This window comes from Alteromonas sp. R7 (genome assembly GCF_055755235.1).
Genome location: NZ_JBVTQX010000003.1, coordinates 341,522 through 365,532, shown reverse-complemented (window position 1 = coordinate 365,532; position 24,011 = coordinate 341,522). Strand labels below are relative to the sequence as shown.

Genomic DNA, 24,011 nt, shown 5'->3' with positions numbered 1-24,011 from the left:
TCTACACCCGTTTAACCTGCTTATTGCTGTGATGCTGCTTGGGCAATAAATGCAGCCAATGTTGCTGGCTCTTGTGCCCCGGCTACGCCCTGATTACCAATGACAAAAGTAGGTACACTCTGAATACCACGCTGCATCCAAATAGTTTCCTCCTCACGCACTGCTTGCGCGTATTTTTCACTTTTAAGCGCTTGTTCAGCTTCAGACTTATCAAGGCCAATAGTTTGTGCCAACGTTACTAGAACACCTAGATCATTAATGTTTTTACCGTCTGTGAAGTAGGCTTTAAATAAGGCCAGCTTCATTTCTTCTTCAAGACCGTTTTCTGAAGCAAAGTGAATAAGTTGGTGAGCCTTAAACGTGTTCTGCATGCGAGAGTCGTCAGTAAAGTTAAACGAAAAGCCTAATTGCTCGCCCGCTTCTACTAACCGCGCTCTGTTCTGCGCGCTTTGCTGCTCACTAATGCCGTATTTTTCCATTATGTGCTCGCGAAGGTTTTGCCCTTCTTCTGGCATATTGGGGTTTAGCTCGAAGGGGTGAAACTTAATATCCACTTCAATGTTATCAAGGGTTTTAATGGCTTCTTGCAAACGCTGGTACCCAACAATACACCATGGACATACTACGTCAGAAACCATATTAACTGTTACACTCTGCATACCGCTCGCACTTTGTACACCTTGCTCACTTGCTGCCATGATAGGCCTCGCTTTATTGAATTTATGAAGATATAAGGGCTTAGATAAGGTTACAAAAAGAAACTTCAACCCCACACTGCGATTATTTCGTCGCAGTTACATCAGTTTCTGCTGTGACTTTTGTTGTCGTGCCCATTGTGGTGCTGTAAAGCGTGGAAAGCTTTTCAAGGGCTGAGTGTGCCCATATTTCATAGCCTTTAGTGGAGGGATGAAAGCCATCTTCTGCCATCAAACCACTTTGCTGAATATCCGTCATAGTTCCGCCCACATTAAGTGCACTAACATATAATATGTCTGCGTTAGCCCGGGCTGTTACGCTATCAGCCAAAGCTTGGTTTAGTAACCACGCGCGGTAACCTAATAGTGCACGCAAAGGTTGCGGAAGCGCAGGAAAGCAATGAATTGGCGGTAGCGCAGTAAACAATATTGTTTCGCCCCCAAATTTATCTGACAGTAGCGTACTAATAGCATCGATGTTTTGTCGCCACCGTTTCAACGGTACAAATTTGGTCACGTCGTTAACACCAACAGAGACGAGCACCGACGAAAAGTGCTCGGCAGGCATTTCATGAAGAAGCTTGAGCACATCTTCACTTTTAAAACCTGTTTTAGCATTCAACGTCACTCGCGTTGGCCCATGCTTAACAAGGTTTGAGTACAGCAGACCTGTGAGTGCCCCCATTTGCGTCGTTGCACCAACACCAGCGGCAGCAGAATCGCCTATAACCAAAACGTTATTAGTTAGCAGCAATTTACTATCGGCTGAGGCTAATACCCGCTCGCCGTCGGGCTCTGGCAGTACAGCGGTCTTCTTCCTCACCCACAATGCTTGAAGCAAAATGACTGGAAGAAATAAAACAATTATCAGGTTTAAAACCAAAACCTTGAAGTAGATCAAATCAGCCTCCTAAGCAATCCATTAAGCTTTAACCATCGAATTGAATTCGCGCCTAGATATCTACATATAAGTGCAGAGCCAATATGACAATAATTGCCGTACAACACCGTCCCGTATCAACCATTACCAAATATGCGTTGAATGCTCCTCGCTATACCTCTTACCCTACTGCACTTAAATTTGAACCGCTACAAGATGACATACTTCCACAAGCACTTGCAGTGTCAAAAGCGCCGGCAGTAAGTCTCTACGTGCACATTCCATTTTGCAAAACGCTGTGCTACTACTGTGGCTGCAATAAAATGGTGACGCGTCACAATGAAAAAGCGGACGAATATTTAGATTACATAGAAAAAGAAATCCTGTCTAAGCGTTATTTAACTGACGGCAGGCGTGCAGTTTCTCTGCACTTGGGTGGCGGTTCACCCAGTTTTTTGAGCGAGACTCAGCATACTTATTTAATGTACCTGCTTAAGAAACACTTTACCTTTGAAGCAGGTGCTGAACTGTCAATTGAGTTAGATCCCAGAAATATCGATAAACGCTATCTTCAAAACTTAAAATGTCTCGGCTACACACGCATTAGCTTTGGTTTACAAGATACTGATTACAATGTTCAGAAAACCATAAATCGTGTACAAAGCACATCTCACATTGCCGATTTAGTATTCGAGGCTCGGTCGCTGGGTTTCGACTCAGTCAACTTAGATCTAATTTATGGTTTACCGAATCAGTCAATTGAAACGTTTTCATCAACCATCGCCGCAACAAAAGCCATGATGCCAGATCGTATTTCGCTTTTTAGCTATGCACACCTTCCCGAGAGGTTCGCAGCGCAGCGTAAATTTGCTGAAGAAACACTGCCAAGTAGTGAAGAAAAAGCGGCGCTTTACAAGCTTGCCGTTAACAGCTTTACAAACATAGGTTATGAAATGATTGGTCTTGATCATTTTGCCTTAAGCAAAGACTCACTGGCTATTGCGAAAAATAAAGGCGAGCTTCACCGCAACTTTCAAGGGTATACCTTACGTGGCGACGCCGACCTTATAGGGTTCGGCGTATCAGCCATTAGCACGGTAGGTAATGCCTTTGCGCAAAATGCTAAGGAGCTAAAAGAATATTACCATCGCTTAGACAACCACCTGCCCAATGCGAAAGTCGGACTGTCATTAAGTGTCGACGACCTTATTCGCAGAGACGTGATTTCTAGCTTAATGTGCAATTTAGCGGTAGACAAGCAAGCAATTGCCGACAAGCACCACATCATTTTTGATGAATACTTTGCTTCAGCCTTAAACAACCTTGAAGAACTTAAAGAAGACGGGCTTATCGAAACAACATCTCGGTATATTCGAGTGCCAGAGTCTGCTCGCATTTACATTCGGGCTATTTGTGCGCGTTTCGACGCTTATTTGAACGCAAGTGAAATACTCAGTAGCTACTCCAAAGCCATTTAAACCTAGGGCAATTTAAACCGCGCAATCACTTGCATCCCTACATCAAGCTTAAGACGCGATAGAGAGATACAGCTAATGCTGGCATATAGGGTTTGGTTACTGCCTAGTACATCAAGTTTTAACAACACTTTCGCGCTGTTTACGGTCGCTAGCTTTTTAGAAGTTAACTTTGTATCTGTGAGTTCTGTATCGGCGTTATTTTCTGGCTCGTTCAGGGGACTGAGTGGATTCGCCACGGGTTCGATGCTAGATATAACACATGGCAGCGCATTTAAAATACTGATTGTGCTGGCATTGCCAAAGTCAGCAATATTGGTATCGATACTTACATCACAGGCTTTAACTGCAAAACGAACAAAAACTTTTTCACCGCTTTGCTGAGGCAAATAGGACACTGATTCTGCAGTGACGAATATCTCTTGCCCCGCTACCTCAACGCGCTCAATACCGTTTTCCGACTGGCACTGCTCATTGCCTTGTAAGGTTAGAGCATTTTGATCTTGTTGGGTTTCGCTACCGTGTTTGTAGCTGACAACGGCGTTTTGTGACTGGTTGCTGTCATGTGCTTCGCTTTGCGCAGTAACTTTAAATCCCTCAAGTACGCTAGACGGTGTCGCAAATCCCTCTTTTGCGAATACTTGAGTCAACACATCGAGCGTTTTTCCACAAAGCTCGGTGCGGCCTTGGTCAATAAAAACCAACTCATCGCTGAACAAGGCAAGGTCATCTAAATCGTGAGAAATCACAAGGCATATGAGCTTCCCCGACACACACAAATTGTTCAAAAACTGGTAAATTTTGCGACGGGTAAAGATATCAATCGCGCTTAGCGATTCATCTAGCAATAACACATCTGGTCCATTGACCAACGCACGCGCAATCGCGACCCGCTGCGCTTCGCCGCCAGAAAGCGCTTGAACTGGCTTATCAATTAAATGTTCGCAATAACAGCCGCGCAAACACGCATCGATAGACATTGCATTAGGGCTTGCGTGACGCTGCGCAAGGGCTAAATTCCCGCGCACATCGGTATGGGGAAATAGCATGGGCTGCTGAAAAACGATGCCGACCTTTTGAGAGGTCCACGGCGTTTGCACTTCTGCGCTTTTTTCTACGCCAGCTAGGGCGCGAAACAAGCTGCTTTTTCCCGCACCTGATGGACCGGTAATCCCAATGAATCGGCTTTGCGGCTGCAATGAGATTTGTGCGTTAATGCGATTAGAAAGTCGCGCAGATATTTGCATGTTAACGCGCCTCATCACTTCGTGCGACACCGTTAAAACGATAGAGCGCCGCAAGCATCACAAATGAAAAAATAAGAAGGGCCAACGCAAGGTTGTGTGCACTGTTATATTCCAACGCTTCTACCTGTTCATATAGCGCGATAGACAGCACCTGAGTTTCTCCAGGAATATTGCCACCTATCATTAATACTACGCCAAACTCGCCTATGGTATGTGCAAAGCTTAAGCCTAATGCCACCACGATGGGCGCTTTGCTTAAAGGAAGCACTATTTTTATAAACGCTTCAAAGGCCGAAAACCCCAGCGTTTTTGCTACATCTAAATAACGGTTATCCAATTGTGAAAAGCCGCTGTACAAAGGCTGCAGAGCAAATGGTAGGGAGTAGATGACAGACCCCAACACCAAACCTTCAAAGCTAAATGCTAAATTGCTCCCGGTTAGGCTTTGCCATCCCTGCCCCAACGCACTTTGCGGCGAAAAAGCAATAAGCAGATAAAAACCCAGCACAGTTGGCGGTAACACCAAAGGCAACGCGAGTATCGACATCACCAAAGGCTTAGCTTTGCTCTGCCATTTCGCTAAAAACCACGCTAGCGGCAATGCGATTAACAACAGCAAACCACTGGTTATAAAGGCCAGTTTTAAGGTGAGTAATATGGCTTCAAGTGTCGATGCCCCGAAGAATTCTGTGAGCATACTTAGTTACCGACGCCCGATGCAATGGTAGGTTCATAGCCCCATTCAATTAAGCTGTGCTGCACCCCTTGCGACATTAAATACTGTACGAACAGGCTGGGTGATGACACTCCATTAGCGTCACTCAAACGAAACGCTCTGGTTGTCTCATTGTCGCCTTTGTGAACAGGCTCATCAACTGGCGCTGTCACATTTTTAATTGGAAGTGGCTCGAACAGATTCGGTGATAGTGTAGCTACCGTTTTACTGTTAACCACCAACGACTGAATGATGGGTTGATACAAGGTTTCAGGTACGGGGACGATAACCGTAACAGCATCGGCGCTTTTGGTATTCACAACACTGTTAAAATTAGAAGGCAAATTAGAGGATAAGTCTGCGGGCAAATCTAAGGCCAATGAGTACGCAACGAACGCCCCTTTCACGCTGCCCGTGGTGTAAAACTGCAAGGTTTGTAGCACGTTTTTACCCATAACTCTGTGAGGTAAAAACTGTTGCCATAAGGATAAGTTTTGCAACGCCTGTTGCGCAGCATCACCATAGGGAGCCAGTTTAGGGTTTGCGATAGCTACCTTGTTTTGAGGGTTTTCCATTAATTGAACAAGCTGCCTCGACAAGCAATCGGTAAGCTGAGCGTTTATTTGTGCAGTTGTGTCTCCAGTAGATGAGCGCGCGATTTGCTCGCAATTCCTTTTACCGGATGTTTCACGTGATGCCTCACTTGATAAGTCGCCAGCATAGATAAACGCAAGCTTGCCTTTAGCGTAATCCACCAGATTGCCGTGGTGAACTACGTTGTTATCCACCAACGCTTGCGGCCTAGCGCGATCTGCAGATAGAAACACGTCGAAGCTAGCACCATGTTGAATTTGCGCATACAAAGTACCGCTAGAAGATACCGTTACCGCGACATCTATGCCGGTTAGCTCAGTAAACTGCTCGGCAATACTCTTTAGCGGTTTTGCAAAGTTTGCCGCAACGGCTACGTTAATTTTTTCGTCGCGCTTGAAATTTACTGACTGGTTTTGTTTTTCGGCACTAATAACGCTCCCTTCATTTACATTATCATTTGCCGCTTCAAAACTACCCGCATGTGCTGCAGAGCTGGAAAAAAACGTAACATCTGGGACTACACTTGCACTTGCACTTGCGCTAACACTTACCAAAATAAGCATGGCCAAGTTAACAAAACTTGAAAGTCGCATTGCTAAAGAAAAGAGCATTACTTTTTGCGCATCCACTTAAGTGCCGCTTTATCGTCAGATGCTTTCGCCTCAACCCATTCAGATTTATCGCCCTTAAATTCTTTTTTCCAAAGCGGTACCGACTGTTTAAGCATATCCATTAAGTAGCAGGCAGCGTCAAACGCCGCCTGACGATGGGGAGCGGCGGCACCTACCCATACAATTTGTTCGTTGTTGTGTATGCGCCCTACTCTGTGCAGTGCGCCAGCACTGTTAAGTGAAAAGCGTTCGCTCGCTTGTTCAACAAGAAGCATTAACGCTTTTTCAGTCATACCCGGGTAATGCTCTAATTCGATGCCGTCTATGTCGCCAGCGTTATTAAAATCTCGCACTAGCCCAGTAAAAGTAACAATCGCGCCGGTGTTGCCGCAGGCCTTCTCATCTGCCGACTGTTTTAGCCTAGCGTAAAGCTCTCCTTGGTCGAAATCTTCAATTTGAACTAGCGCGAACATAGCTAGCCCCCTGTCACAGGTGGAAATAGCGCCAGCTCATCACCGTCGCTAAGTACTGTTTGGAGATCGCAAAGTTCTTGATTACAGGCAGTAAGCACACTGCCCTCTAGTGCTAATGCCCACTTGTCACTACGCGTTTTAAGCTGCGATATCACGGTCTCAATAGTGCTGTTCTCGCTTAGATTAAGCGCGATATTGTCCTCTCCCGTAATCTCTCTGGTTTGTGCGAATGTTTTTACCGTTACCTGCATGCTTTGCCTGTTATCTACGTTGTTAAGGTTGCTTTGTGCGCGCTAATTAATCTTTCCAAGCCTCGGAAATACGTTGAGCCTAAAGTGCGTTGCGTCTTGAATGCGTGTACGCTTTATGCACGTCATTGTCTAGCTCACTGGCCTTTCACTGGCCTTTGTGAAAACTAGGTGTCGGACCGCCAATGGCCTGTCTTACCGCCTTTTTTCTCCAGTACCCGTACCCCTTCTATGTGCATGCCAGGGTCGATGGCTTTGCACATATCAAACAAGGTTAACAGCGCCACATTTACACCCGTGAGCGCTTCCATTTCAACGCCGGTTTTACCGCTTAGCTTACAATAGCAGATGGCTTGAATTCGGTTTTGGTCGGCCTGAATGTCAAAGTTTATATCCACCTTTGACAATGCCAATGGGTGACAAAGAGGAATAAGATCGGCGCAGCGTTTCGCCCCTTGAATACCCGCTACACGGGCAACAGCAAATACATCACCTTTTGCAATTTTTGATTCAGAGATTTGGCGAATAACGTCTTCGCTTACGTATAAAAAACCTTCTGCTGTGGCTTCTCGCTTGGTAACGTCTTTGTCGCTAACGTCGACCATATTGGCTTCACCGCCAGCGTTTAAATGGCTAAAGGTACTCATGCTTCTACCAAATGCTTCACAAAGTTACACGGTCTAAAGTCGGCATCAAGTTGGCTAGAAATAATTTTTTCCCACGCCGTACGACACGCGCCTGTTGAACCTGGCAGGCAGAAAATAACCGTATTATTAGCAAAGCCCGCTACTGCGCGAGACTGAATGGTTGATGTACCAATCTCTTCATAGCTAATTTGGCGAAATAGCTCGCCAAAGCCGTCAACTTCTTTGTCGAACAATACACTGATGGCCTCTGGCGTTGAGTCGCGGTGGGTGAAACCTGTACCACCGGTAATTAATACGGCGTGAATGTTTTTATCGGCAATCCACTTCGACACCACGGCGCGCTGTTGATAAATATCGTCTTTCACCAAGTCGCGATCATAAAGGTTATGGCCAACCGAGGTAAGCGCCTCTTTCAAGTAGTCTCCCGACTTGTCGTTTTCGAGGGTGCGCGTATCTGAAATAGTGAGTACGGCAATATTAAGGGGTTGGCTGACAACTGACATATGAAATCCTAATTTGATATGCGACATTTTGGCGGTTTTTGATAAAGTACCAGCCAAAATACTATTTGGTAATCACTTTATAAGGGTGCATGCCATGAATTCAACAACTAAGTTGGCATAAACTATGTCTAAAAGCCTAACTAATCAGCAGGCTATGCGTTATAACCGCCACATTGTGCTTCCCAAAGTGGACCTAGACGGTCAAGAAGCGCTGCTAAACGCCAATATTTGTATCATTGGTATTGGCGGGCTTGGCACCGCGGCCGCCACTAACCTTTGCGCCAGTGGCGTGGGCTCTCTTACACTTATCGACCACGACACTGTTGAGGCCACCAACCTGCCAAGGCAAACCTTGTTTAGCGAACAAGATGTAGGAATAAGTAAAGTAGAGGCGGCTAAAGCGCGGCTTACTGCAATAAACAGTGACTGCGACATTACCGTAATGGCAGAACCGTTTTCGGCGCCCAGCTCTACTCAGCTTTCACCAGCATTAAAACAAGCCATAGAGCGAGCTGACGTTGTGCTAGATTGCACCGACAATACAGACTCACGAGATTTAATAAACCTATTTTGTTTTAAACTAAATACTCCGCTAGTATCGGGCGCAGCCATTCGCTTTGAAGGCCAGCTTTTCGTAGCTATACCCGGTGAGAGCCGCTGCTATGCATGCTTACGGACGCTATTTGAATCGCCCGATTTAAGCTGTGTAGAGGCAGGTATATTCTCGCCAGTAGTAAATATTGTTGGTACTTACCAAGCTATGCTTGCCATGCAAGTATTGATGGATTTCGATAATATTCCTAAAAACACGTTAATGACGTTTGATGCTCTGTCGCACGAGTGGCGAAACTGGAAGCTACCTAAAGGCGTAGATTGCGAGCTATGTGCTTGTTAAGTTTATGTGAATTTGCGGCATGAATTCTAAAAACGTGATTAAAAACAACAGATTAAAACAAAGAACAAGACAGAAAATAGGTTGATTTAAATGACAACCCAAGTAGTGAAAAAACACATGGTAGTGGCGCAAAACGCGTCTGGACGTAACATGAACGTGCCAATTTATCGAATGAAAGGAGCGCGCCCTGGCCCCACCGTGTATATTCAAAGTTCTATTCACGGCGCAGAAGTACAAGGTAACGTGGTTATTTACCATCTCATTCAGCGCTTAAAAGACATGGATATTTGCGGCGAAATTATCCTAGTGCCCAACTGTAATCCCATTGGTACTAACATTAAAGCCGGTGAGTACACATTAGGCCGGTTCGATCCTGTGAACGGCACAAACTGGAACCGCGGCTACTTCTTCGATAAGGATGCAGTTGAGCATTTCGCCAAAACAGTCACCCGCGAAGAGTCTATTGAAGGCATAAAACAACGTTTTCGTGCTCACTTGTCTAACGCTATCGACAACAAGCTGGCTGAACCATGGGGCCTAGGACTAGCGCAGCAGCTTAACCTAAAGCTACAGCAAATGGCGGTCAACGCCGATTTCGTACTAGATCTCCACAACGGCCCGGTGTCTACCCGTCACGTTTATATTCCCGAGTACGCCAAAGACAGTGCTAAGCTGTTTAACATTCCCCATTGTATTTTTATTCCAAACGTATTTGCGGGGGCGTTGGACGAAGCGACGTTCTGCCCATGGTGGACACTGCAAGAAAGCATAAAAACTAATTTAGCGCGTGAGGTAAGCTTTAACGTTGAAGCGTTTACGCTTGAAATGGGTAGCCAAGAAGTTATCGACTTTAACGAAGGTAATATAGACGCCACCAGTATTCTTAGCTACTTAAACGCCAAAGGCGTATTGCACGAATGCGATGTTAAACCGAAAGTAATGCAGCGTTTAGGCGTGTATTTAAAAGACTATAAAACCCTGTTTACTAACTGGGGCGGCATGGTGGAGTACATGGCGAAACCAGGCCAAACGGTGAAGAAAGGCGAACCACTGGCGCAAATTTTAAATATTGACGATCTGGATACCGACAACGGCAGCAGGACCTTAGAAGCGCCTTGCGATTTGATCCCTATTCTACACTTCCCGTCGGCTTCGGTATTGAGTGGAACCCAGCTTTACAAGGTGTTTACTAATTATCGGGAATTGTAGGTTTTATCTACAAATAGATACGATGCGAACTTGGTTGCAACAAATTGGATTAGAGTTTGTTGCAACCGCCCTAAGGGAGTGCTTTCTCGCTGATTCATAAAGCAGCTACAAAGCGCACCTTTTTCACGAGAAAAATTGGCGAACTACGCAAGGGTCAATAGTCCGTTTTGCTAGATTCACTGAATATTTAGCAAGATAAAGCTTAGTTAATCCTATTTAGTACAAATTCGGCAATTTTTAAATCCTGAACTGCCAACCCCGTTAAATCTACAACCGTTGTCTCTGTTGCCATCGTTGGTCGCCTCCCCTTTGCGATTTCTGCTCCCAACTCGAACACTTGATGTTCACCGATAGCGGATGCACGAAGTGCTCTAGATACCTCACCACGTGTTAAACTTTGCTTTTTACTGTCCACAATAATTCTGGTGGCATTCACCAAAATATCTGTATCCAGCTCCTGCTTCTCGGGTGTATCGGAGCCAATTGCAATTATTAATGTTCCTGCTTGGATCATATTCTGGCTTAGTAACGGTCGGGAAGACGGGGTTGTGGTAATGATTAGGTTTGACTTCTCGGCCAACGACTCCAAGTGCTCGATAAGCTCTACATTATAACCTTCGACTTGCATGGACCGGCAAAAGCGTTCAGCAGCTTCCGTTGAACGTCCCCACACTATAATCTTTTTACATCCTGTCACTTGACTCACTCGCTTCACCTGAAGACGTGCCTGAATACCAGTGCCTACTACCCCAATGGCAGAGACCACGGCAGGAGCAAAATACTTGGCAACAATGGCGCCTGCAATTGCAGTACGATGGTCGGTTAAAATACCTTCATCTTGCAGTAAACATTTGGCTTCACCTGTTTCGGTGGAGAACAGCATCATCAAGCCGTTGCTGGACGGCAAGCCTAATACACTATTGCCATAAAAGCCTGATGCAACCTTAATCACATAATGAACTCCAGCCTTGAGGTAACCGCACTTAATATGTACTTCACCTTTCTCAAGCACTAGTTCACTTACAGGCGGGATGCACGCTAAACCTTTGGAATAGTCAACAAATCCACTTTCAACATCAAGTAATGGGTCGAATTGCCTCAGCACGGTCAGAATTTCAGATTTAGTGACAATCTTCATGTTTACACCCCATATTTGTGCTTCACATAATGACTAATTCTCTCCAACCCTTTTTCTAAATGATCGCTAGGCGCGCCTATTCCTACTCTGAAGTAACCGTCTAAGCCATACACATCACCAGGTAAAATAAGCACGCTCAATTCTTGTCTAAACTCGTGGGCCAGTTCAGTCGAGTTAACTGGTAAATCATAACGAATAAATGCCATACCTCCTGCCTTGGGCGGTACAAACGAGGCCCAGGAATTTTCATCGACCCTCTCACTAATTCTATTTAGATTATCTATTAAGAATTCTTTACTGCGGGTTAATACCTGATGCCGAAAGGTTGGTTCTAGCACTATATTCGCTACATATTCGCTTACAGCACTAGTGGTGATGCTGGTATAATCCTTACACTGCCACGTTTTGTAGATGTCGTCGGGTAGCCCAACTAGCCATCCTAGGCGTAAACCAGGCATCGCCATAGCTTTTGACAAGCCGCAGGTAATAATCGCCTTGTCATATTCATCTGCAAAACTAGGTAGTTCATTTCCATCAAACTCCGCACCTTTGTATACCTCATCAGCATGGATATAAATGTCGTGCCGTTTTGCAAAGTTCACCAATTCCTGTATTTGTTCAAGAGGCAGCGTAGATCCCGTTGGGTTGTTGGGATGACAAATAGTGAGCATCTTGGTGTTAGCCGATATACTTTTTTCTAGCAGTTCAAAGTTTGGTAGCCAACCGTCTTGTTCCAATAATGGAATTTCGACGACCTTCACCCCTAACGACTTAGCCCACCCAGCTATTTGCATGTAGTTAGGAACAATAACTATTAGCTCATCGCCTTTTTCAAGTAAGCTCATTACCATTAGTCCAACCGTATCCAAGTTCAATACTCAATAGCTCTTGTTGCTGCTCCTGATTGAGCAGTTCGTTTAATCGATATGGGTGAACACCGCTATCAGATAGGTTCAGTTCAACTAAGTTTTCATAGAGTGATTGGATTCGTTCAAGTGTAAATTCATCGATTTGCATGATTTGTCTTCTGTAGGTCAATTGATACTGCTCAGTGTATGCTTGACCTGCTAAGCGATGAATAACACAATAATTGAATTTCGCGCATTTAACTTTGTAAAACAAAGGAAAAGGCTGCGTTTACTTTGGAAAAATAAGATGGACAAGATTAACAGAAATATTCTACATATTTTGCAGTCTGAGGGGCGTATCTCCTTCTCGGAATTAGCGAAACGTGTCCACCTTTCCGCCCCCGCGGTTGCTGAACGCGTAAAGCGATTAGAAGAGGAAAGCGTAATTACTGGCTATACTGCAACAATCGATAGCCACAACATGGGATTAGCTATTACAGCCATGGTTCAAGCCCGTGTATTTATTGGTAAGGAGCCGCAAATACTAGCATTTATGAAAGAACGGCTAGAAGTCGTTGAAGGATACAATGTGACGGGTGAACGCGCCTTCATTATGAAAGTAGCGACAGATTCAATGAAAGCACTAGACGGCTTTTTGGAAGATCTATCAATAATGGCAGAGTCCAATACAATGATGATATTGTCCAGCGTGACAAGGAAGCCGCTCACAATTTAAGTACAATTTATCCCATTCAAACCAATATCATGTTTAAACTCTCCACGTCCGTTAAACACACCAAAACCAACATCGGTTGCTTTAAGCTGTAAATCTAAAACCCAGTCTGTTTGTTCAATTGGTTTTAATTCAAAACGGTGTAAAGGAAGTGGGCATTTTAAGTAAAAGTTATGATAAGCCTTTCCCAAAGCACCTTGGTCTAGGGTATGCACGTAAATAGTGTTTTTGCCTATTTCAAATTCTTTATGAAAGTAGTCTGTATTATCGGTTAACACCATATCCATTGCGACGTCAAAAAAACCTAGGTTAACCTGAATAAAAGCCACTACAGCGATAAAAATGTTAAGGATGTTAGAAACCCATTTATTTTTGAACAAAAGCTTAAGTGCACCTTTCTGCTTAAAAATCAGGTAAACACCTGCACATACCGCTATCAATTTCACCCAGGCTACCATATCCCCGACCTGTGACATGAGCTTTGGGGAATGGTAGTTCATCCCCCACAAAACACTCCCATTAACGCTTTCAGCTAAAGGTATGAGAATTAGCAGTAGCCCAACAAATACAGGAATACGCCGTACCGCAGCATCCCTGTGCGGCATTGACGTTTTTTTACTACTATGGTTATGCATCAGCAGCGTCCTTGGTAGCAGCGCATTTTAAATCGGCGAACCTGGCGGTAGCGGCTCTACTTCAAAGGTACTTGGCCATGCCTTACTTGCCCAATAAGTATCGAACTGTTCTTTCAGTATTTCATACTGATTATCGTCGGCTTCATCGTCTAACCATTCGCTGAATTCAAGAAGAGCAAGTTCGGCCTCCATTCTTACTTCAGGCGCTAGCTTTTCATTAGTAACCGCCTGCATAACAGCGTTCAACGCCACTAACTGTAACCGTTTTGCTAGTGGGCTTTGTGACTTATTTTTATACCAGTGAACGTTAAGTATTTGCTTCACCAGCATAGAAACGCCTACTTTTTTGCGTCGGTCATTAGTGCTTCTTGTTTGCCACTCTAAGCGGTTTAAGCGCTCTGGGTGCAATAGTAATTCAAACGCAAAGTTAGATGCAGAAGCGGCCGCAGAAACAGGGTCTAACATTAACCCCATTTTGCCCTTAAAGTGCTCGCGAGTAATATCGTCGCCATACGCTGTCGGTGGAATAAGGGCGAGTACCGATTCAGGTATCGTCAGGTAATCAGCGGTAGTGGCCGTAATTAACTGCTGCATAGCGCGTTGCTGCACTGCAGACGCTACAAACTGTTGGCCCTGTGCTTTGGTATAGTCACCTTTGCGTTCGTATTCATACACTAAGCCGCCGACTTGCTTTGCAACGGCTTCTAACTGATAACGGTGGAGTAAGTAAATAGGCACTAAAGCATTTTCAAGAGAGGATAAACTGCTATTTGGGCTTAAGGTGTCTAAACCTAAATTGGCTAACGCCAGTTCGCGTACTTGTGAAATTTCATCGAAAGCATCTAGCGGATTGCTACCGTTTTCCCACATATGGCCGTTTGCCGATGCATGGCGACTACTGCGGGTATCGGGGTCTGACTTAAAACTTAAACCCTCATTACGGCCTTTTACGATAATTTTTGCCAAGGCTTCAGTTGCCTCTACGTCGCTGGCAAAATCTTGATAGCCATACGCTACGGCGTGAATATCCCATGCGCCTATGCCTTTATCATACGCGCCTTCCAAGCTAATTTTGCCGTTTTTAATACTAATTTTGGGGTGAGGATAATCCATTACCGACGCACGGTTATTTTCACTTGCCGCAAAGTTGTGGGCTATACCCAATGTGTGCCCTACTTCGTGGGCTGAAAGCTGCCTAATGCGGTCTAGAGCCATTTCTTGCTGTGCAGTGGTGTCGGTGCTGCCATCCTTAAAAGGACTGGTTAGGCCAAGGGCAATTAAATAATCTTGTCTTACACGCAATGAGCCGAGCGTTACGTGACCTTTAATAATTTCACCAGTGCGCGGGTCGACAACCGACGACCCATAAGACCAACCGCGCGTTGCGCGATGTACCCAGTTGATTACGTTATAGCGCACGTCCATTGGGTCGGCACCTTCGGGCAATACTTTCACCTGAAACGCATCTTTGTAGCCTGCGGCTTCATAGGCTTGATTCCACCAGCTCGCCCCTTCTTTAAGCGCGGTCATTACGGGTTCTGGAATACCAGGATCTAGGTAATACACAATAGGCTCTACTGCTTCGCTCATTGCAGCATGCGGGGTTTTCTTGTTTAAACGATGGCGGGTAATAAAACGCTGTTCAGTAGGCTCGCTGATAGGCGTTGAATAATCAAAGTAACTGAATTTCCAGTAGCCCGAGTACGGGTGGTACTCTCTGGGCGTGTAATTATCGTCAGGCAGAGCCACAAACGAATGATGCAAGTGCACCGACAAGCTTTCTGGGTCGGGCGTAACTTGCTGCACGTATTCGCCTGGCTTCTTACCTGCAAAGGTGACTAAAGCCTCTAATTCAGTATTCTTTTCAAAGCCCTTGGTTTTAGGTAAATACACGCCGCTTCGCATGTTATCTACGCTAAAACTGCCTTGGTTAGTTCCCGCTAAGCGATTGCCAATGCCGTGAATATCGCTTAACAAGAACGGTGTGTAATCTATTAGACTGGCGCTGTCGTTTTTGGCTACCAGCGTAAAACCTGCGATAACCGAATCAGCAAAGGCTTCATCAATGCTCTGTTTCTCAGCGTCGCTGCCATGGGCTGCTCGGTATTTGGTGTTGTGCTGCTTTAATAAAACCTTGTTGCCAAATTTTTCAAAGCTTACTAAACGCGTATTGCCTAGCTGGCCGCGATCAAGGCCAATGTCGTTAGACCCTACGCCATAAGGCAAACTGCTTTGAAACAGGTATTCGGCGTGGGCTGTTGGCACCGCCAAGTAAACTTTGTCGCTTTCATCGTCATAGTAAACAGGAATTAAACCATCTTTTTTGGTCATATCGCTGGTGAATTCACCAATGCTTGGCAGCGCAGCCAACGCGGAAGACGTAGACACGACAAAAAATACCGTAATCGCAATGGCCGATTTACCCGATGCTTTCACTTGTCGCGCCGCTTTATGAAAAATGTTCAATTGCAGCATGCAGTTAGTCCTTATTATTGTGAATTTCTAGCCTACCCTATGTGGTGGGTTTTGCCCATGGTAGTTCATCGTTTAATGCGCTCTTTTTGCTTGTTATTTAGCTGTGAACAGGCTTGTTTTTTCCTACCGAAGGTAATGCACCAAAAACGCAACTATATGGAAGAAAACAGCTGGCATTGACTCTGCTCAATTGCCGTTTAAACATTCAAAAACATGAGCGACACCAAATTATTTGATCTTGGTCAACACCAAGCTTTATTTGAGTTGTAGAGGTATTTTACGGCTTATAAAATCCGCCGCCTTGTTTAAAGCGTCTAGTAGCGGTTTTTATCTATGACTTCAAAATTATCACCTAATCGCAGCTCTTCTAACCTACCTGAAGGCTCAGTTTCAACATTGCCAAACCAAACGTTAATCGCGCCAGAGTTGCTTGCACCTGCGGGTAGCTTACGCAACATGCGCTACGCTTTCGCCTATGGCGCTGATGCTGTTTATGCTGGGCAGCCACGCTACTCGCTTCGCGTAAGAAACAACGAATTCAGCCTTGAGAACTTAGCGATAGGCATAGAAGAAGCACATGCTTTAGGTAAAAAGTTCTATGTAGTAAGCAACATTGCTCCGCACAACAGTAAGCTAGGTACCTACCTTAAAGATATTTCACCAGTAATTGCTATGAAGCCCGATGCGTTAATTATGTCAGACCCAGGGCTTATTATGATGGTGCGCGACGCCTTCCCTGAAATACCTATTCACTTGAGTGTACAGGCCAATGCGGTGAACTACGCCACGGTGAAGTTTTGGCAGAAACAAGGTATTGAGCGCGTTATTTTGTCTCGAGAGCTCTCTTTGGAAGAAATTGAAACTATTCGCGAGCATGTTCCAGACATGGAGTTAGAAGTATTTGTGCATGGCGCGCTTTGTATGGCGTATTCGGGGCGCTGCTTATTGTCTGGATATATGAATAAACGCGATCCTAATCAGGGCACTTGTACCAATGCTTGTCGATGGTCTTACGATGTTAAGGCAGGCGAGGAAAACGAAACTGGCGACATCGTTCTAACCAGTGAGATTAATAAGGCAGTTACAGCACCTCAAGTGGTAATTCCTACCCTTGGTGAAGGCACGCCAAGCCCCAAAGTGTTTATGTTAGAAGAAAAGGAAAAGCCTGGAGAACTGATGCCAGCTTTTGAAGACGAACATGGCACCTATATTATGAATTCTAAAGATTTGCGTGCCGTGCAACATGTTGGCAGGTTAACCCAAATGGGCGTGCATAGTTTAAAAATAGAAGGCCGCACTAAATCACATTACTACTGTGCCCGAACCGCTCAAGTCTATAGAAAAGCAATTGACGACGCGGTAGCAGGAAAGCCTTTTGATAGTACATTAATGGGAAGCTTGGAAACTTTAGCTCATCGAGGTTATACCGAGGGTTTCTTGCGTCGCCATGCGCACCACGCGTATCAGAACTATGAGTATGGCCACTCAGTCAGCGATAAACAGCAATTTGTTGGTGAAGTGATTGACCGTTGTGAAGAGTCTGGCTATGCAATTATAAACGTTAAAAACAAATTCTGTGTAGGTGACTCGCTTGAGTTGATGACGCCAAGCGGCAACATTACCTTTACGCTAAATGAGATGCTGGATAAGAGAAACCATTCTATTACGGATGCTAAGGGTTCAGGACACCAAGTAAGAATACCGATACCCAGCGATGTGTCTCTAAACTTTGCCCTACTGCTGCGAAATTTAGATGAAGGCATTGATACCCGCAATCCGTTTCGAAAAGCTCCTAGTGCAGTAACACCCGAAAACGCGAGCGAGGCATAATGCATGGCACTGCTTATTCTTGATAGCTGCATTAACTGCGACATGTGCGAACCCGAATGCCCTAATGCCGCTATAAGCATGGGTAATAAAGTGTATGAAATAGACCCGTTACGCTGTACAGAATGCGTGGGGCATTACGATGCCCCTACTTGCGTAGCGGTATGCCCTATCGATGTGGTTAAGCCCGACCCGAACAATAGAGAGTCACTAGACGAGCTGGCCGAAAAGTTTGTTCGTTTAAATAGTTAGCTATGAAGTAAGTCAGCGAGTTAATTGTACTTCTCGAAGAATTCCCTTGAATCATGACCAAGAGTGATCACTAATTGCGGTACAGTTTGAATTGGCACTTACTAATAAGGGTTTTATTTTGAAGTTTGCCTCTCGCGCTACGGCGATCTCTCCGTTTCTTGCTATGGCCTATGGCGAAAAAGCCACGGCACTAGAACAGCAAGGTAAAGATGTTATAAGACTTAATTTAGGCGAGCCTGATTTCGGCGCACCCGCGGCAGTGCTCGCCGCAATGAAAGAAAGCTTAAATGCCCCAGTTTTTCCCTATACCTCGGCGCTGGGCATGCCTGAACTACGTGAAGCCATTGCACGCTTTTATGAAGTTAAACATGGCGTAGCGGTAAGCCCTTCTAGAGTGGTCGTGACCGCTGGGGCTTCTGGCGCTTTACTTTTGGCAAGTGCTGCCTTGGTTGAACCAGGCGACAACGTGATATTGGGCGACCCTTCTTACCCTTGTAACCGACGTTTTTTAAACGCATTTGGCGCAGAGGTAACGCTGGTACCAACACGCAGTGAGGATAACTTTCAGCTAACCGCAACAAGTGTTGCCGATAATTGGAAGCACAACACGAAAGGTGTACTTATTGCCACACCTGCCAATCCTACTGGTACGGTTATAGATGCAGAAGAGTTGACTAAAATTGGCGAGTACTGCAAATCCAAAGGTGGCTTTTTAATTGTTGACGAAATTTACTTGGATCTATCGCTTTCGGCTGATCTTGATGTACGCAATGATTCATTCGCTTCCCAATCGACCTTGGGCAGTGATACCAAACTTCAAACCGTACTTGCCAATGCACAGCTTGAAGAAACAGTGGTCGTAATAAACAGTTTTTCCAAATATTTTGGCATGACCGGCTGGCGTCTTGGCTGGTGTGTGGTACCTGAAGCGATGACGCCCATCGTTGAAAAGCTCGCGCAGAATTTGTTTATTTGCCCCTCTACCCTATCGCAAAAAGCCGCTCTTGCGTGCTTTACACCAAAAGCATTGGCGCAATGCGAGCAAAACCGCCATACGCTGGAAAAGCGTGCTTCCCTTGTTTTTAGTGCACTTGAAAATATGGGGCTTGGTTTAGATGCAAAGCCTGACGGTGCGTTTTACGCCTACATCAATATTAAGCACACAGGGTTAAGTGCAATTGAATTTTGTGATGCCCTACTTTCACAACATCATGTAGCGCTTACGCCGGGTAATGATTTTGGTGAGCACAATGCCAACCATTACGTAAGACTGTCTTTCGCCACTAGCATTGAACGCTTGGAGGAAGGGCTTTCACGGCTAGCTGAGTTTGTAGAATCATTAAGCTAACGCTTTTTTATGCTCACCATTTAATTTCGTGAATAGACAAATATTACCGAAAAAAATGATAGATATGGGTGCTTGTGCGTATATTGAGTAACGCATATTGATGACACGTGTCGAAACGAAATAAAACAGGACAAAACAATGAGTAACGAACGGGAATTTGATGTAGTTATTTTCGGTGCTACAGGTTTTACGGGTAAGTTAGTAGCTGAATATTTTCAGGCTCAGTATGGCAGCGACAGCAGCGTTAAGTGGGCGGTCGCAGGCCGAAACGAAGCTAAACTCAACGGCGTAAAAAAGGAGCTAGGCATTAGTGAAAGCGTTGCTAGCATTGTAGCCGATGGTGATGATGACGACGCGCTAGATGCGTTGACGAAGCGCACAGCCGTTGTACTTACCACTGTTGGTCCGTATCAAATTTACGGTGAAAAGTTACTTTCTGCATGTGTCGATAACGGCACCGGCTATACAGATCTTTGCGGTGAGCCAGCCTGGATGCACCAAATGATCAATAAATACGAAGCGAAAGCTAAAGAAACCGGCGCAAACATTGTGTTCTCGTGTGGCTTTGACTCTGTGCCTTTTGACCTTGGTGTGTACTACCTTCAAGAACATGCCAAAAAGCAAACTGGCGATCTCATTGAATATGTAAAAGGTCGCGTTCGTAAAATGCAGGGCACGTTCTCTGGCGGTACGGCTGCAAGTTTAAAAGCGACCATGGCGGCTGCGCACAAAGATAAGTCTGTCATGGCGGCACTTATTAACCCGCACTCATTAACCGATGGCGCGTCAAATCAGCCACAGCCCGATGGCAATAAACCTTACTTCGATGAGCAGTTAGGCACATGGGTTGCACCATTTATTATGGCGGCCATCAATACTAAAAACGTTCATCGCACGAACTACCTGGGCGGATATAGCTACGGCAAGAACTTTCAATATGATGAAATGATGATGACTGGCCCAGGTGAGAAAGGTGAAGCCATGGCGAATCACGTTGCCAAAGATAAGTCGCTTGCAAGTGATGATGGCCCTAAACCAGGTGAAGGCCCGAGCAAAGAAGAGCGCGAAAATGGCTTTTACGATGTCATGTTTGTGGGTACCGCTACCAATGGTGATATGCTAGCCGTATCGGTAAAAGGCGACAAGGATCCAGGTTACGGCTCTACCAGTAAAATGATTTCAGAATCTGCCCTTTGCTTGTGCAAAGACGTTAGTTTATCTGGTGGTTTCTTCACACCTGCGGCAGCACTTGGTAACAAGCTTATCCGCCGTTTAGAAGAAAAAGCAGGCTTAACGTTTGCTATCGAGAAATAGCGATTCAAAAAACGAAGGCTGAACACAAATTGCGTTCAGCCTTTTCTCTCTGCGCTAGGTGTTATTGTTGTTTTTTAAGCGAGTACCGCTTTTAATGCTTTAACGCACGCGTCAGTTTCTTCAGGTGTCCCTACGCTAATACGTGACCAGGAGTCGTACCCAGGCCACGTGCGCCCTACAACCTTTATACCTTGAGCTTTCATCTTTTCTGCAAATTTATCGTGCGGCATGCCCGTATCCATGTAAATAAAATTCCCTTGTGGATTTGGCGCAAACGGCTGCTTTAACTCTTTAGCTACTTTTACTAACTTTTCACGCTCAGTTTTAATGCGTGAGCGCATTGTGTTTAAGTTCTCATGATCATCCATACTTGCCATACCCGCTACTAATGCCAAGTAATTCACACCACCCATGCGCAGCATACCGCCCATTGTTTTAGCTTGCTCAGCAGGCATGATGGCGTAACCGAGACGCTGTCCCGCCATGGCGTGAATTTTAGAGAAGGTGCGGCAAATCACCACGTTGTACCCTTCAGCTACTAGCTTCGATTGCACATTAGCGGGGTAAGCATCAGACATTTCAATGTAGGCTTCATCGATGAAAACCTGTGCTTTCTTCGATACACGTTTTGCAAAAGCGGTAAGCTTCGCCGCATCTACCATGCTCCCTGTCGGATTATTTGGATTACATACGTACACAGCAGTCGTATCTTCGGTTACTGCTGCTTCAATTGCATCTAGATCAAAAGTCATATCATTGGCTAACGGCACGTAGGTCACGTCTGCCCCCATAAACTCAGCGCCCCGTGGTACGCCTTCGTAGGTTGCCATAGACGTTACCAGTTTATTGCCGTTTTTGGTGATCCAGTCCGCATAGCCAAAAAGAATAGGTGAAGATCCATTCGTAATTACGATTTGCTCAGCAGATACGCCTTCTTGCTCAGCAATTTTTTGCGCTAACACTTCAACCGTAGCGTCGGTATAACGCGCTAGGTTTAAAAGCTCGCTTTGCATTGCCTTTGCGGCTTTTTTTGACGGCCCAAAGGCATTTTCATTCGACGATAGGCGAATAAGACCATCGTTTACATTTGGGGTAGCAGACGGGAAGTGTTCAGTTTGCATACCTGCGGCACGAAGGTCGCCCATAATACTGTCAACGCTGGTCGTTAGCGCTACTGCTCCTGCACATAATCCCACTGACTTTAACCAATTACGGCGTGAAGAATTCACGGTGCTCTGTTGTTCATTTTTATTCATATTTCGCTCTGTCTTCCGTCTACATTCACTTTAGACTAAAGGCTTAATTTTAAACGCGCAATAGCATAGAAACGCTAAACCATTGACATAAATGCACTTTTTACGTGCATATGGCGCACTAAAATTGACAACATAAGAAGTTTTAACGCGTTAAGCCGTTACATTGCGGTGCAGCGTTATTTTGTCGTTTTTGGCGTTTGCGATGAATGACATTTTTTCTGATGTTAAAGGCGCAGCACTCTCTCGCTATTGGTTCTTCGCACTTGAAGCCTGCCTTTTAAACGACTGTGTAATCCATCTATATAAATACAAAGTAAGAATTACGGCGAAACATTCATCGATTACTCAGTATGCAAAACAGGAGTTAAATATGGCTAAGGACCACGGCAACCAAATTAAAAACGACGACACTTACGAAGCCCTTCGCGACGAAGGCTACAGTAAAGAGAAGTCGGCGCGCATTGCCAATGCGCAAGCCAATAGCGAACAAACCCCTTCTAAAGATGGTGGAAAAGGCAAAAAATACGAGGATCGCACTAAAGAGGAACTGTATCAAAAGGCCAAGGAAGTCGGCATTGAAGGTCGCTCTAACATGAGCAAAGACGAATTAATTGATGCGTTACGCAATCATTAGTGGCGGATAGACCGCCACATACAAAAACTGGTCACTGTGGCGGTGATGATTACGTTTTATCAGACACGCATAATTTGTGCATTTCGTGGCAAACCTCAACTTCAAGTAAAGATCTACCGCCTCAATAGTAGGCGACTAGCTCTTCGCCCGCCCAATACATGACAATATTTCATGATAAAATGAAAATAAGTCATTTTTATTCATAGTTAAATCAACGTATAACGTGTTCATAGCTTTTACAGCAGTCTCACTACTCGGTTTAACTTTAGGAATAGAAGCGCATTCTCATGAACAACAACGTGAACACAGATTTCTCTTTTACTATTAACAGCGTTCAGTTTAATGAAGATTATCGCCCTTCAGACAACACACGCATCACCACCAACTTCGCCAATTTAGCTCGTGGTCAACGCCGCAAAGAAAATTTGCGCGATGCACTTAGCATGATAAACAACCGCTTTAATGCACTGGCTAGCTGGGATAATGAAAGTGGCGATCGCTATGCTGTCGAACTTGAAATTGTGTCGGTAGATATCGACGTTGAGGGTAACGGCAACACATTCCCAACTATCGAAATCTTACAAACCAATATAATTGACAAAAAAACGGGTAAACGCACTCAAGGTATTGTGGGAAACAACTTCTCGTCTTATGTTCGCGATTATGACTTTAGCGTTCGTCTATCTAATCACAATCGTGGACAGTCTTCGTTCAGTGTCCCTACCGATTTTGGTGATCTGCACGGAAAGTTGTTTAAGTATTTCGTTAATTCAGAAGCCTATAAAGCACATTTTTCAAAGCTGCCGGTCATTTGTTTAAGCGTTTCCGACAATAAAACCTACCGTCGAACAGAAAATCAGCACCCCGTTTTAGGCGTTGAATATCAGCCTAATGAATCATCACTAACTGAACAGTATTTCAAGAAGATGGGCTTAAACGTGCGCTATTTCATGCCACCAAACAGTGCTGCTCCTTTTGCATTTTATTTCTTTGGTGATTTGTTAAACGACTACACCAATTTAGAACTTATCAGCACTATTGCTACGATGGAGACCTTCCAGAAAATTTATCGCCCTGAGATTTATAACGCTAACGCCCAGGCAGGTTTAAGCTACAAACCAAACTTGAAAAATAGCGATCACTCAGTGACTCGCATTGTTTATGACCGTGAAGAGCGGACTCATCTAGCCGTTGAACAAGGCAAGTTCGTAGAAGAGAACTTTATAAAGCCTTATCAACACAAGTTAGCGCAATTCACAGCAAGCTATGCCTGATCCGTTCATTTAGATACTTGCGATATTCAAACCGCACATGTTGCGACTACAAAACTATGATAAGGGCAGCACGTTCTGCCCTTCG

At 45.0% G+C, this 24,011-nt stretch carries 25 protein-coding genes; 10 read left to right on the top strand and 15 right to left on the bottom strand.

From position 1 onward, the window contains the following. Positions 1-20 precede the first annotated feature (20 nt). Together AC0J2X_RS07285 and AC0J2X_RS07280 are read right to left on the bottom strand one after the other, a co-directional pair. Positions 21-698 (bottom strand): DsbA family oxidoreductase, encoded by a 678-nt coding sequence (locus AC0J2X_RS07285; RefSeq protein WP_472995908.1) that lies wholly within the window; start codon positions 696-698, stop codon positions 21-23. Between the two features lie 82 nt (positions 699-780). Beyond that, complete coding sequence (locus AC0J2X_RS07280) at positions 781-1,596, bottom strand: SGNH/GDSL hydrolase family protein (protein ID WP_472995907.1); 816 nt, start codon at positions 1,594-1,596, stop codon at positions 781-783. A gap of 83 nt (positions 1,597-1,679) precedes the next feature. Here AC0J2X_RS07280 and hemN point away from each other — a divergent pair, with 83 nt between their 5' ends. Beyond that, positions 1,680-3,053, top strand: coding sequence for an oxygen-independent coproporphyrinogen III oxidase (gene hemN / locus AC0J2X_RS07275; RefSeq protein ID WP_472995906.1), 1,374 nt, complete (start codon positions 1,680-1,682; stop codon positions 3,051-3,053). Positions 3,054-3,055: 2 nt separating this feature from the next. Here hemN and AC0J2X_RS07270 read toward each other — a convergent pair whose 3' ends face one another. From AC0J2X_RS07270 to moaB, 7 genes are all read right to left on the bottom strand, one after another. Continuing rightward, complete coding sequence (locus AC0J2X_RS07270; RefSeq protein WP_110288742.1) at positions 3,056-4,297, bottom strand: ATP-binding cassette domain-containing protein; 1,242 nt, start codon at positions 4,295-4,297, stop codon at positions 3,056-3,058. A 1-nt stretch (position 4,298) separates the two neighbouring features. Next, entirely contained in the window at positions 4,299-4,994 is a 696-nt protein-coding gene (gene modB, locus AC0J2X_RS07265; protein WP_014976765.1) for a molybdate ABC transporter permease subunit, read from the bottom strand. Positions 4,995-4,996: 2 nt separating this feature from the next. Then, positions 4,997-6,235, bottom strand: a complete 1,239-nt coding sequence (gene modA / locus AC0J2X_RS07260) for a molybdate ABC transporter substrate-binding protein (protein WP_014976766.1) — start codon at positions 6,233-6,235, stop codon at positions 4,997-4,999. Then, positions 6,217-6,690: a molybdenum cofactor biosynthesis protein MoaE gene (locus tag AC0J2X_RS07255; RefSeq protein ID WP_014976767.1), complete on the bottom strand. Its 474-nt coding sequence runs from the start codon at positions 6,688-6,690 to the stop codon at positions 6,217-6,219. Before AC0J2X_RS07255 ends, modA begins: the two co-directional genes overlap by 19 nt. Positions 6,691-6,692: 2 nt before the next feature. Next, entirely contained in the window at positions 6,693-6,941 is a 249-nt protein-coding gene (locus AC0J2X_RS07250) for a MoaD/ThiS family protein (protein ID WP_014976768.1), read from the bottom strand. Between the two features lie 164 nt (positions 6,942-7,105). Further along, positions 7,106-7,585: a cyclic pyranopterin monophosphate synthase MoaC gene (gene moaC / locus AC0J2X_RS07245; RefSeq protein ID WP_014976769.1), complete on the bottom strand. Its 480-nt coding sequence runs from the start codon at positions 7,583-7,585 to the stop codon at positions 7,106-7,108. Then, complete coding sequence (gene moaB / locus AC0J2X_RS07240) at positions 7,582-8,088, bottom strand: molybdenum cofactor biosynthesis protein B (RefSeq protein WP_014949775.1); 507 nt, start codon at positions 8,086-8,088, stop codon at positions 7,582-7,584. The genes moaC and moaB overlap by 4 nt, the downstream gene beginning before the upstream one ends. Positions 8,089-8,212: 124 nt before the next feature. On the opposite strand from moaB, the gene AC0J2X_RS07235 reads away from it, so the two are divergent. Both AC0J2X_RS07235 and AC0J2X_RS07230 read left to right on the top strand, forming a co-directional pair. Further along, positions 8,213-8,983 carry a HesA/MoeB/ThiF family protein gene (locus AC0J2X_RS07235; RefSeq protein ID WP_014976770.1) on the top strand — a complete coding sequence of 257 codons (771 nt, stop codon included), beginning with the start codon at positions 8,213-8,215 and terminating at the stop codon, positions 8,981-8,983. 90 nt (positions 8,984-9,073) lie between these two features. Beyond that, positions 9,074-10,192 (top strand): M14 family metallopeptidase, encoded by a 1,119-nt coding sequence (locus AC0J2X_RS07230; RefSeq protein ID WP_014976771.1) that lies wholly within the window; start codon positions 9,074-9,076, stop codon positions 10,190-10,192. Between the two features lie 202 nt (positions 10,193-10,394). Here AC0J2X_RS07230 and AC0J2X_RS07225 read toward each other — a convergent pair whose 3' ends face one another. Genes AC0J2X_RS07225 through AC0J2X_RS07215 form a run of 3 tightly spaced genes read right to left on the bottom strand, consistent with a single transcriptional unit; the run spans position 10,395 to position 12,368 of the window. Continuing rightward, complete coding sequence (locus AC0J2X_RS07225; protein ID WP_014976772.1) at positions 10,395-11,330, bottom strand: Rossmann-fold NAD(P)-binding domain-containing protein; 936 nt, start codon at positions 11,328-11,330, stop codon at positions 10,395-10,397. 2 nt (positions 11,331-11,332) lie between these two features. Then, complete coding sequence (locus tag AC0J2X_RS07220) at positions 11,333-12,175, bottom strand: aminotransferase class I/II-fold pyridoxal phosphate-dependent enzyme (protein ID WP_472995905.1); 843 nt, start codon at positions 12,173-12,175, stop codon at positions 11,333-11,335. Next, positions 12,162-12,368: a hypothetical protein gene (locus AC0J2X_RS07215; protein ID WP_472995904.1), complete on the bottom strand. Its 207-nt coding sequence runs from the start codon at positions 12,366-12,368 to the stop codon at positions 12,162-12,164. The genes AC0J2X_RS07220 and AC0J2X_RS07215 overlap by 14 nt, the downstream gene beginning before the upstream one ends. Positions 12,369-12,485: 117 nt before the next feature. Here AC0J2X_RS07215 and AC0J2X_RS07210 point away from each other — a divergent pair, with 117 nt between their 5' ends. Then, on the top strand, positions 12,486-12,914 hold the full coding sequence (locus AC0J2X_RS07210) for an Lrp/AsnC family transcriptional regulator (RefSeq protein ID WP_278712034.1): 429 nt from the start codon (positions 12,486-12,488) through the stop codon (positions 12,912-12,914). Here AC0J2X_RS07210 and AC0J2X_RS07205 read toward each other — a convergent pair. Both AC0J2X_RS07205 and AC0J2X_RS07200 read right to left on the bottom strand, forming a co-directional pair. Next, a complete protein-coding gene (locus tag AC0J2X_RS07205; RefSeq protein ID WP_157160418.1) occupies positions 12,911-13,357 on the bottom strand; it encodes a hypothetical protein in 447 nt (148 codons plus the stop codon). The genes AC0J2X_RS07210 and AC0J2X_RS07205 overlap by 4 nt on opposite strands. A 216-nt stretch (positions 13,358-13,573) precedes the next feature. Further along, positions 13,574-16,021: a zinc-dependent metalloprotease gene (locus AC0J2X_RS07200; protein ID WP_014976777.1), complete on the bottom strand. Its 2,448-nt coding sequence runs from the start codon at positions 16,019-16,021 to the stop codon at positions 13,574-13,576. Positions 16,022-16,477: 456 nt separating this feature from the next. Between AC0J2X_RS07200 and trhP the strand changes: the two genes are divergently transcribed. The 4 genes from trhP to AC0J2X_RS07180 all read left to right on the top strand — a co-directional run bounded on the left by trhP (position 16,478) and on the right by AC0J2X_RS07180 (position 20,762). Then, positions 16,478-17,851 carry a prephenate-dependent tRNA uridine(34) hydroxylase TrhP gene (gene trhP / locus AC0J2X_RS07195; protein ID WP_242514773.1) on the top strand — a complete coding sequence of 458 codons (1,374 nt, stop codon included), beginning with the start codon at positions 16,478-16,480 and terminating at the stop codon, positions 17,849-17,851. Positions 17,852-17,854: 3 nt separating this feature from the next. Then, positions 17,855-18,100 carry a YfhL family 4Fe-4S dicluster ferredoxin gene (locus AC0J2X_RS07190; protein ID WP_014976780.1) on the top strand — a complete coding sequence of 82 codons (246 nt, stop codon included), beginning with the start codon at positions 17,855-17,857 and terminating at the stop codon, positions 18,098-18,100. Positions 18,101-18,218: 118 nt separating this feature from the next. After that, complete coding sequence (locus tag AC0J2X_RS07185) at positions 18,219-19,448, top strand: aminotransferase class I/II-fold pyridoxal phosphate-dependent enzyme (RefSeq protein ID WP_044583865.1); 1,230 nt, start codon at positions 18,219-18,221, stop codon at positions 19,446-19,448. Positions 19,449-19,586: 138 nt separating this feature from the next. Further along, positions 19,587-20,762, top strand: a complete 1,176-nt coding sequence (locus AC0J2X_RS07180) for a saccharopine dehydrogenase family protein (RefSeq protein WP_014976782.1) — start codon at positions 19,587-19,589, stop codon at positions 20,760-20,762. Between the two features lie 74 nt (positions 20,763-20,836). Here the strand turns inward: AC0J2X_RS07180 and AC0J2X_RS07175 are convergent, their stop codons facing one another. Further along, a complete protein-coding gene (locus tag AC0J2X_RS07175; protein ID WP_014976783.1) occupies positions 20,837-22,018 on the bottom strand; it encodes a pyridoxal phosphate-dependent aminotransferase in 1,182 nt (393 codons plus the stop codon). Positions 22,019-22,388: 370 nt separating this feature from the next. Here AC0J2X_RS07175 and AC0J2X_RS07170 point away from each other — a divergent pair, with 370 nt between their 5' ends. Together AC0J2X_RS07170 and AC0J2X_RS07165 are read left to right on the top strand one after the other, a co-directional pair. Next, complete coding sequence (locus tag AC0J2X_RS07170; RefSeq protein ID WP_014976784.1) at positions 22,389-22,652, top strand: DUF7218 family protein; 264 nt, start codon at positions 22,389-22,391, stop codon at positions 22,650-22,652. Positions 22,653-22,951: 299 nt separating this feature from the next. Further along, the gene (locus AC0J2X_RS07165; protein ID WP_014949789.1) at positions 22,952-23,926 is read left to right on the top strand and encodes a DUF1852 domain-containing protein; all 975 of its coding nucleotides are present in this window, start codon (positions 22,952-22,954) and stop codon (positions 23,924-23,926) included. Positions 23,927-24,011 lie beyond the last annotated feature (85 nt).

What these genes read in the sequence shown, in the direction of transcription:
- AC0J2X_RS07285 (WP_472995908.1), bottom strand. Translation starts at nt 698, where the DNA reads ATGGCAGCAAGTGAGCAAGGTGTACAAAGTGCGAGCGGTATGCAGAGT.
- hemN (WP_472995906.1), top strand. Translation starts at nt 1,680, where the DNA reads ATGACAATAATTGCCGTACAACACCGTCCCGTATCAACCATTACCAAA.
- AC0J2X_RS07270 (WP_110288742.1), bottom strand. Translation starts at nt 4,297, where the DNA reads ATGCAAATATCTGCGCGACTTTCTAATCGCATTAACGCACAAATCTCA.
- modB (WP_014976765.1), bottom strand. Translation starts at nt 4,994, where the DNA reads ATGCTCACAGAATTCTTCGGGGCATCGACACTTGAAGCCATATTACTC.
- AC0J2X_RS07255 (WP_014976767.1), bottom strand. Translation starts at nt 6,690, where the DNA reads ATGTTCGCGCTAGTTCAAATTGAAGATTTCGACCAAGGAGAGCTTTAC.
- AC0J2X_RS07250 (WP_014976768.1), bottom strand. Translation starts at nt 6,941, where the DNA reads ATGCAGGTAACGGTAAAAACATTCGCACAAACCAGAGAGATTACGGGA.
- moaC (WP_014976769.1), bottom strand. Translation starts at nt 7,585, where the DNA reads ATGAGTACCTTTAGCCATTTAAACGCTGGCGGTGAAGCCAATATGGTC.
- moaB (WP_014949775.1), bottom strand. Translation starts at nt 8,088, where the DNA reads ATGTCAGTTGTCAGCCAACCCCTTAATATTGCCGTACTCACTATTTCA.
- AC0J2X_RS07235 (WP_014976770.1), top strand. Translation starts at nt 8,213, where the DNA reads ATGTCTAAAAGCCTAACTAATCAGCAGGCTATGCGTTATAACCGCCAC.
- AC0J2X_RS07230 (WP_014976771.1), top strand. Translation starts at nt 9,074, where the DNA reads ATGACAACCCAAGTAGTGAAAAAACACATGGTAGTGGCGCAAAACGCG.
- AC0J2X_RS07225 (WP_014976772.1), bottom strand. Translation starts at nt 11,330, where the DNA reads ATGAAGATTGTCACTAAATCTGAAATTCTGACCGTGCTGAGGCAATTC.
- AC0J2X_RS07220 (WP_472995905.1), bottom strand. Translation starts at nt 12,175, where the DNA reads ATGAGCTTACTTGAAAAAGGCGATGAGCTAATAGTTATTGTTCCTAAC.
- AC0J2X_RS07210 (WP_278712034.1), top strand. Translation starts at nt 12,486, where the DNA reads ATGGACAAGATTAACAGAAATATTCTACATATTTTGCAGTCTGAGGGG.
- AC0J2X_RS07200 (WP_014976777.1), bottom strand. Translation starts at nt 16,021, where the DNA reads ATGCTGCAATTGAACATTTTTCATAAAGCGGCGCGACAAGTGAAAGCA.
- trhP (WP_242514773.1), top strand. Translation starts at nt 16,478, where the DNA reads ATGCGCTACGCTTTCGCCTATGGCGCTGATGCTGTTTATGCTGGGCAG.
- AC0J2X_RS07190 (WP_014976780.1), top strand. Translation starts at nt 17,855, where the DNA reads ATGGCACTGCTTATTCTTGATAGCTGCATTAACTGCGACATGTGCGAA.
- AC0J2X_RS07180 (WP_014976782.1), top strand. Translation starts at nt 19,587, where the DNA reads ATGAGTAACGAACGGGAATTTGATGTAGTTATTTTCGGTGCTACAGGT.
- AC0J2X_RS07175 (WP_014976783.1), bottom strand. Translation starts at nt 22,018, where the DNA reads ATGAATAAAAATGAACAACAGAGCACCGTGAATTCTTCACGCCGTAAT.
- AC0J2X_RS07170 (WP_014976784.1), top strand. Translation starts at nt 22,389, where the DNA reads ATGGCTAAGGACCACGGCAACCAAATTAAAAACGACGACACTTACGAA.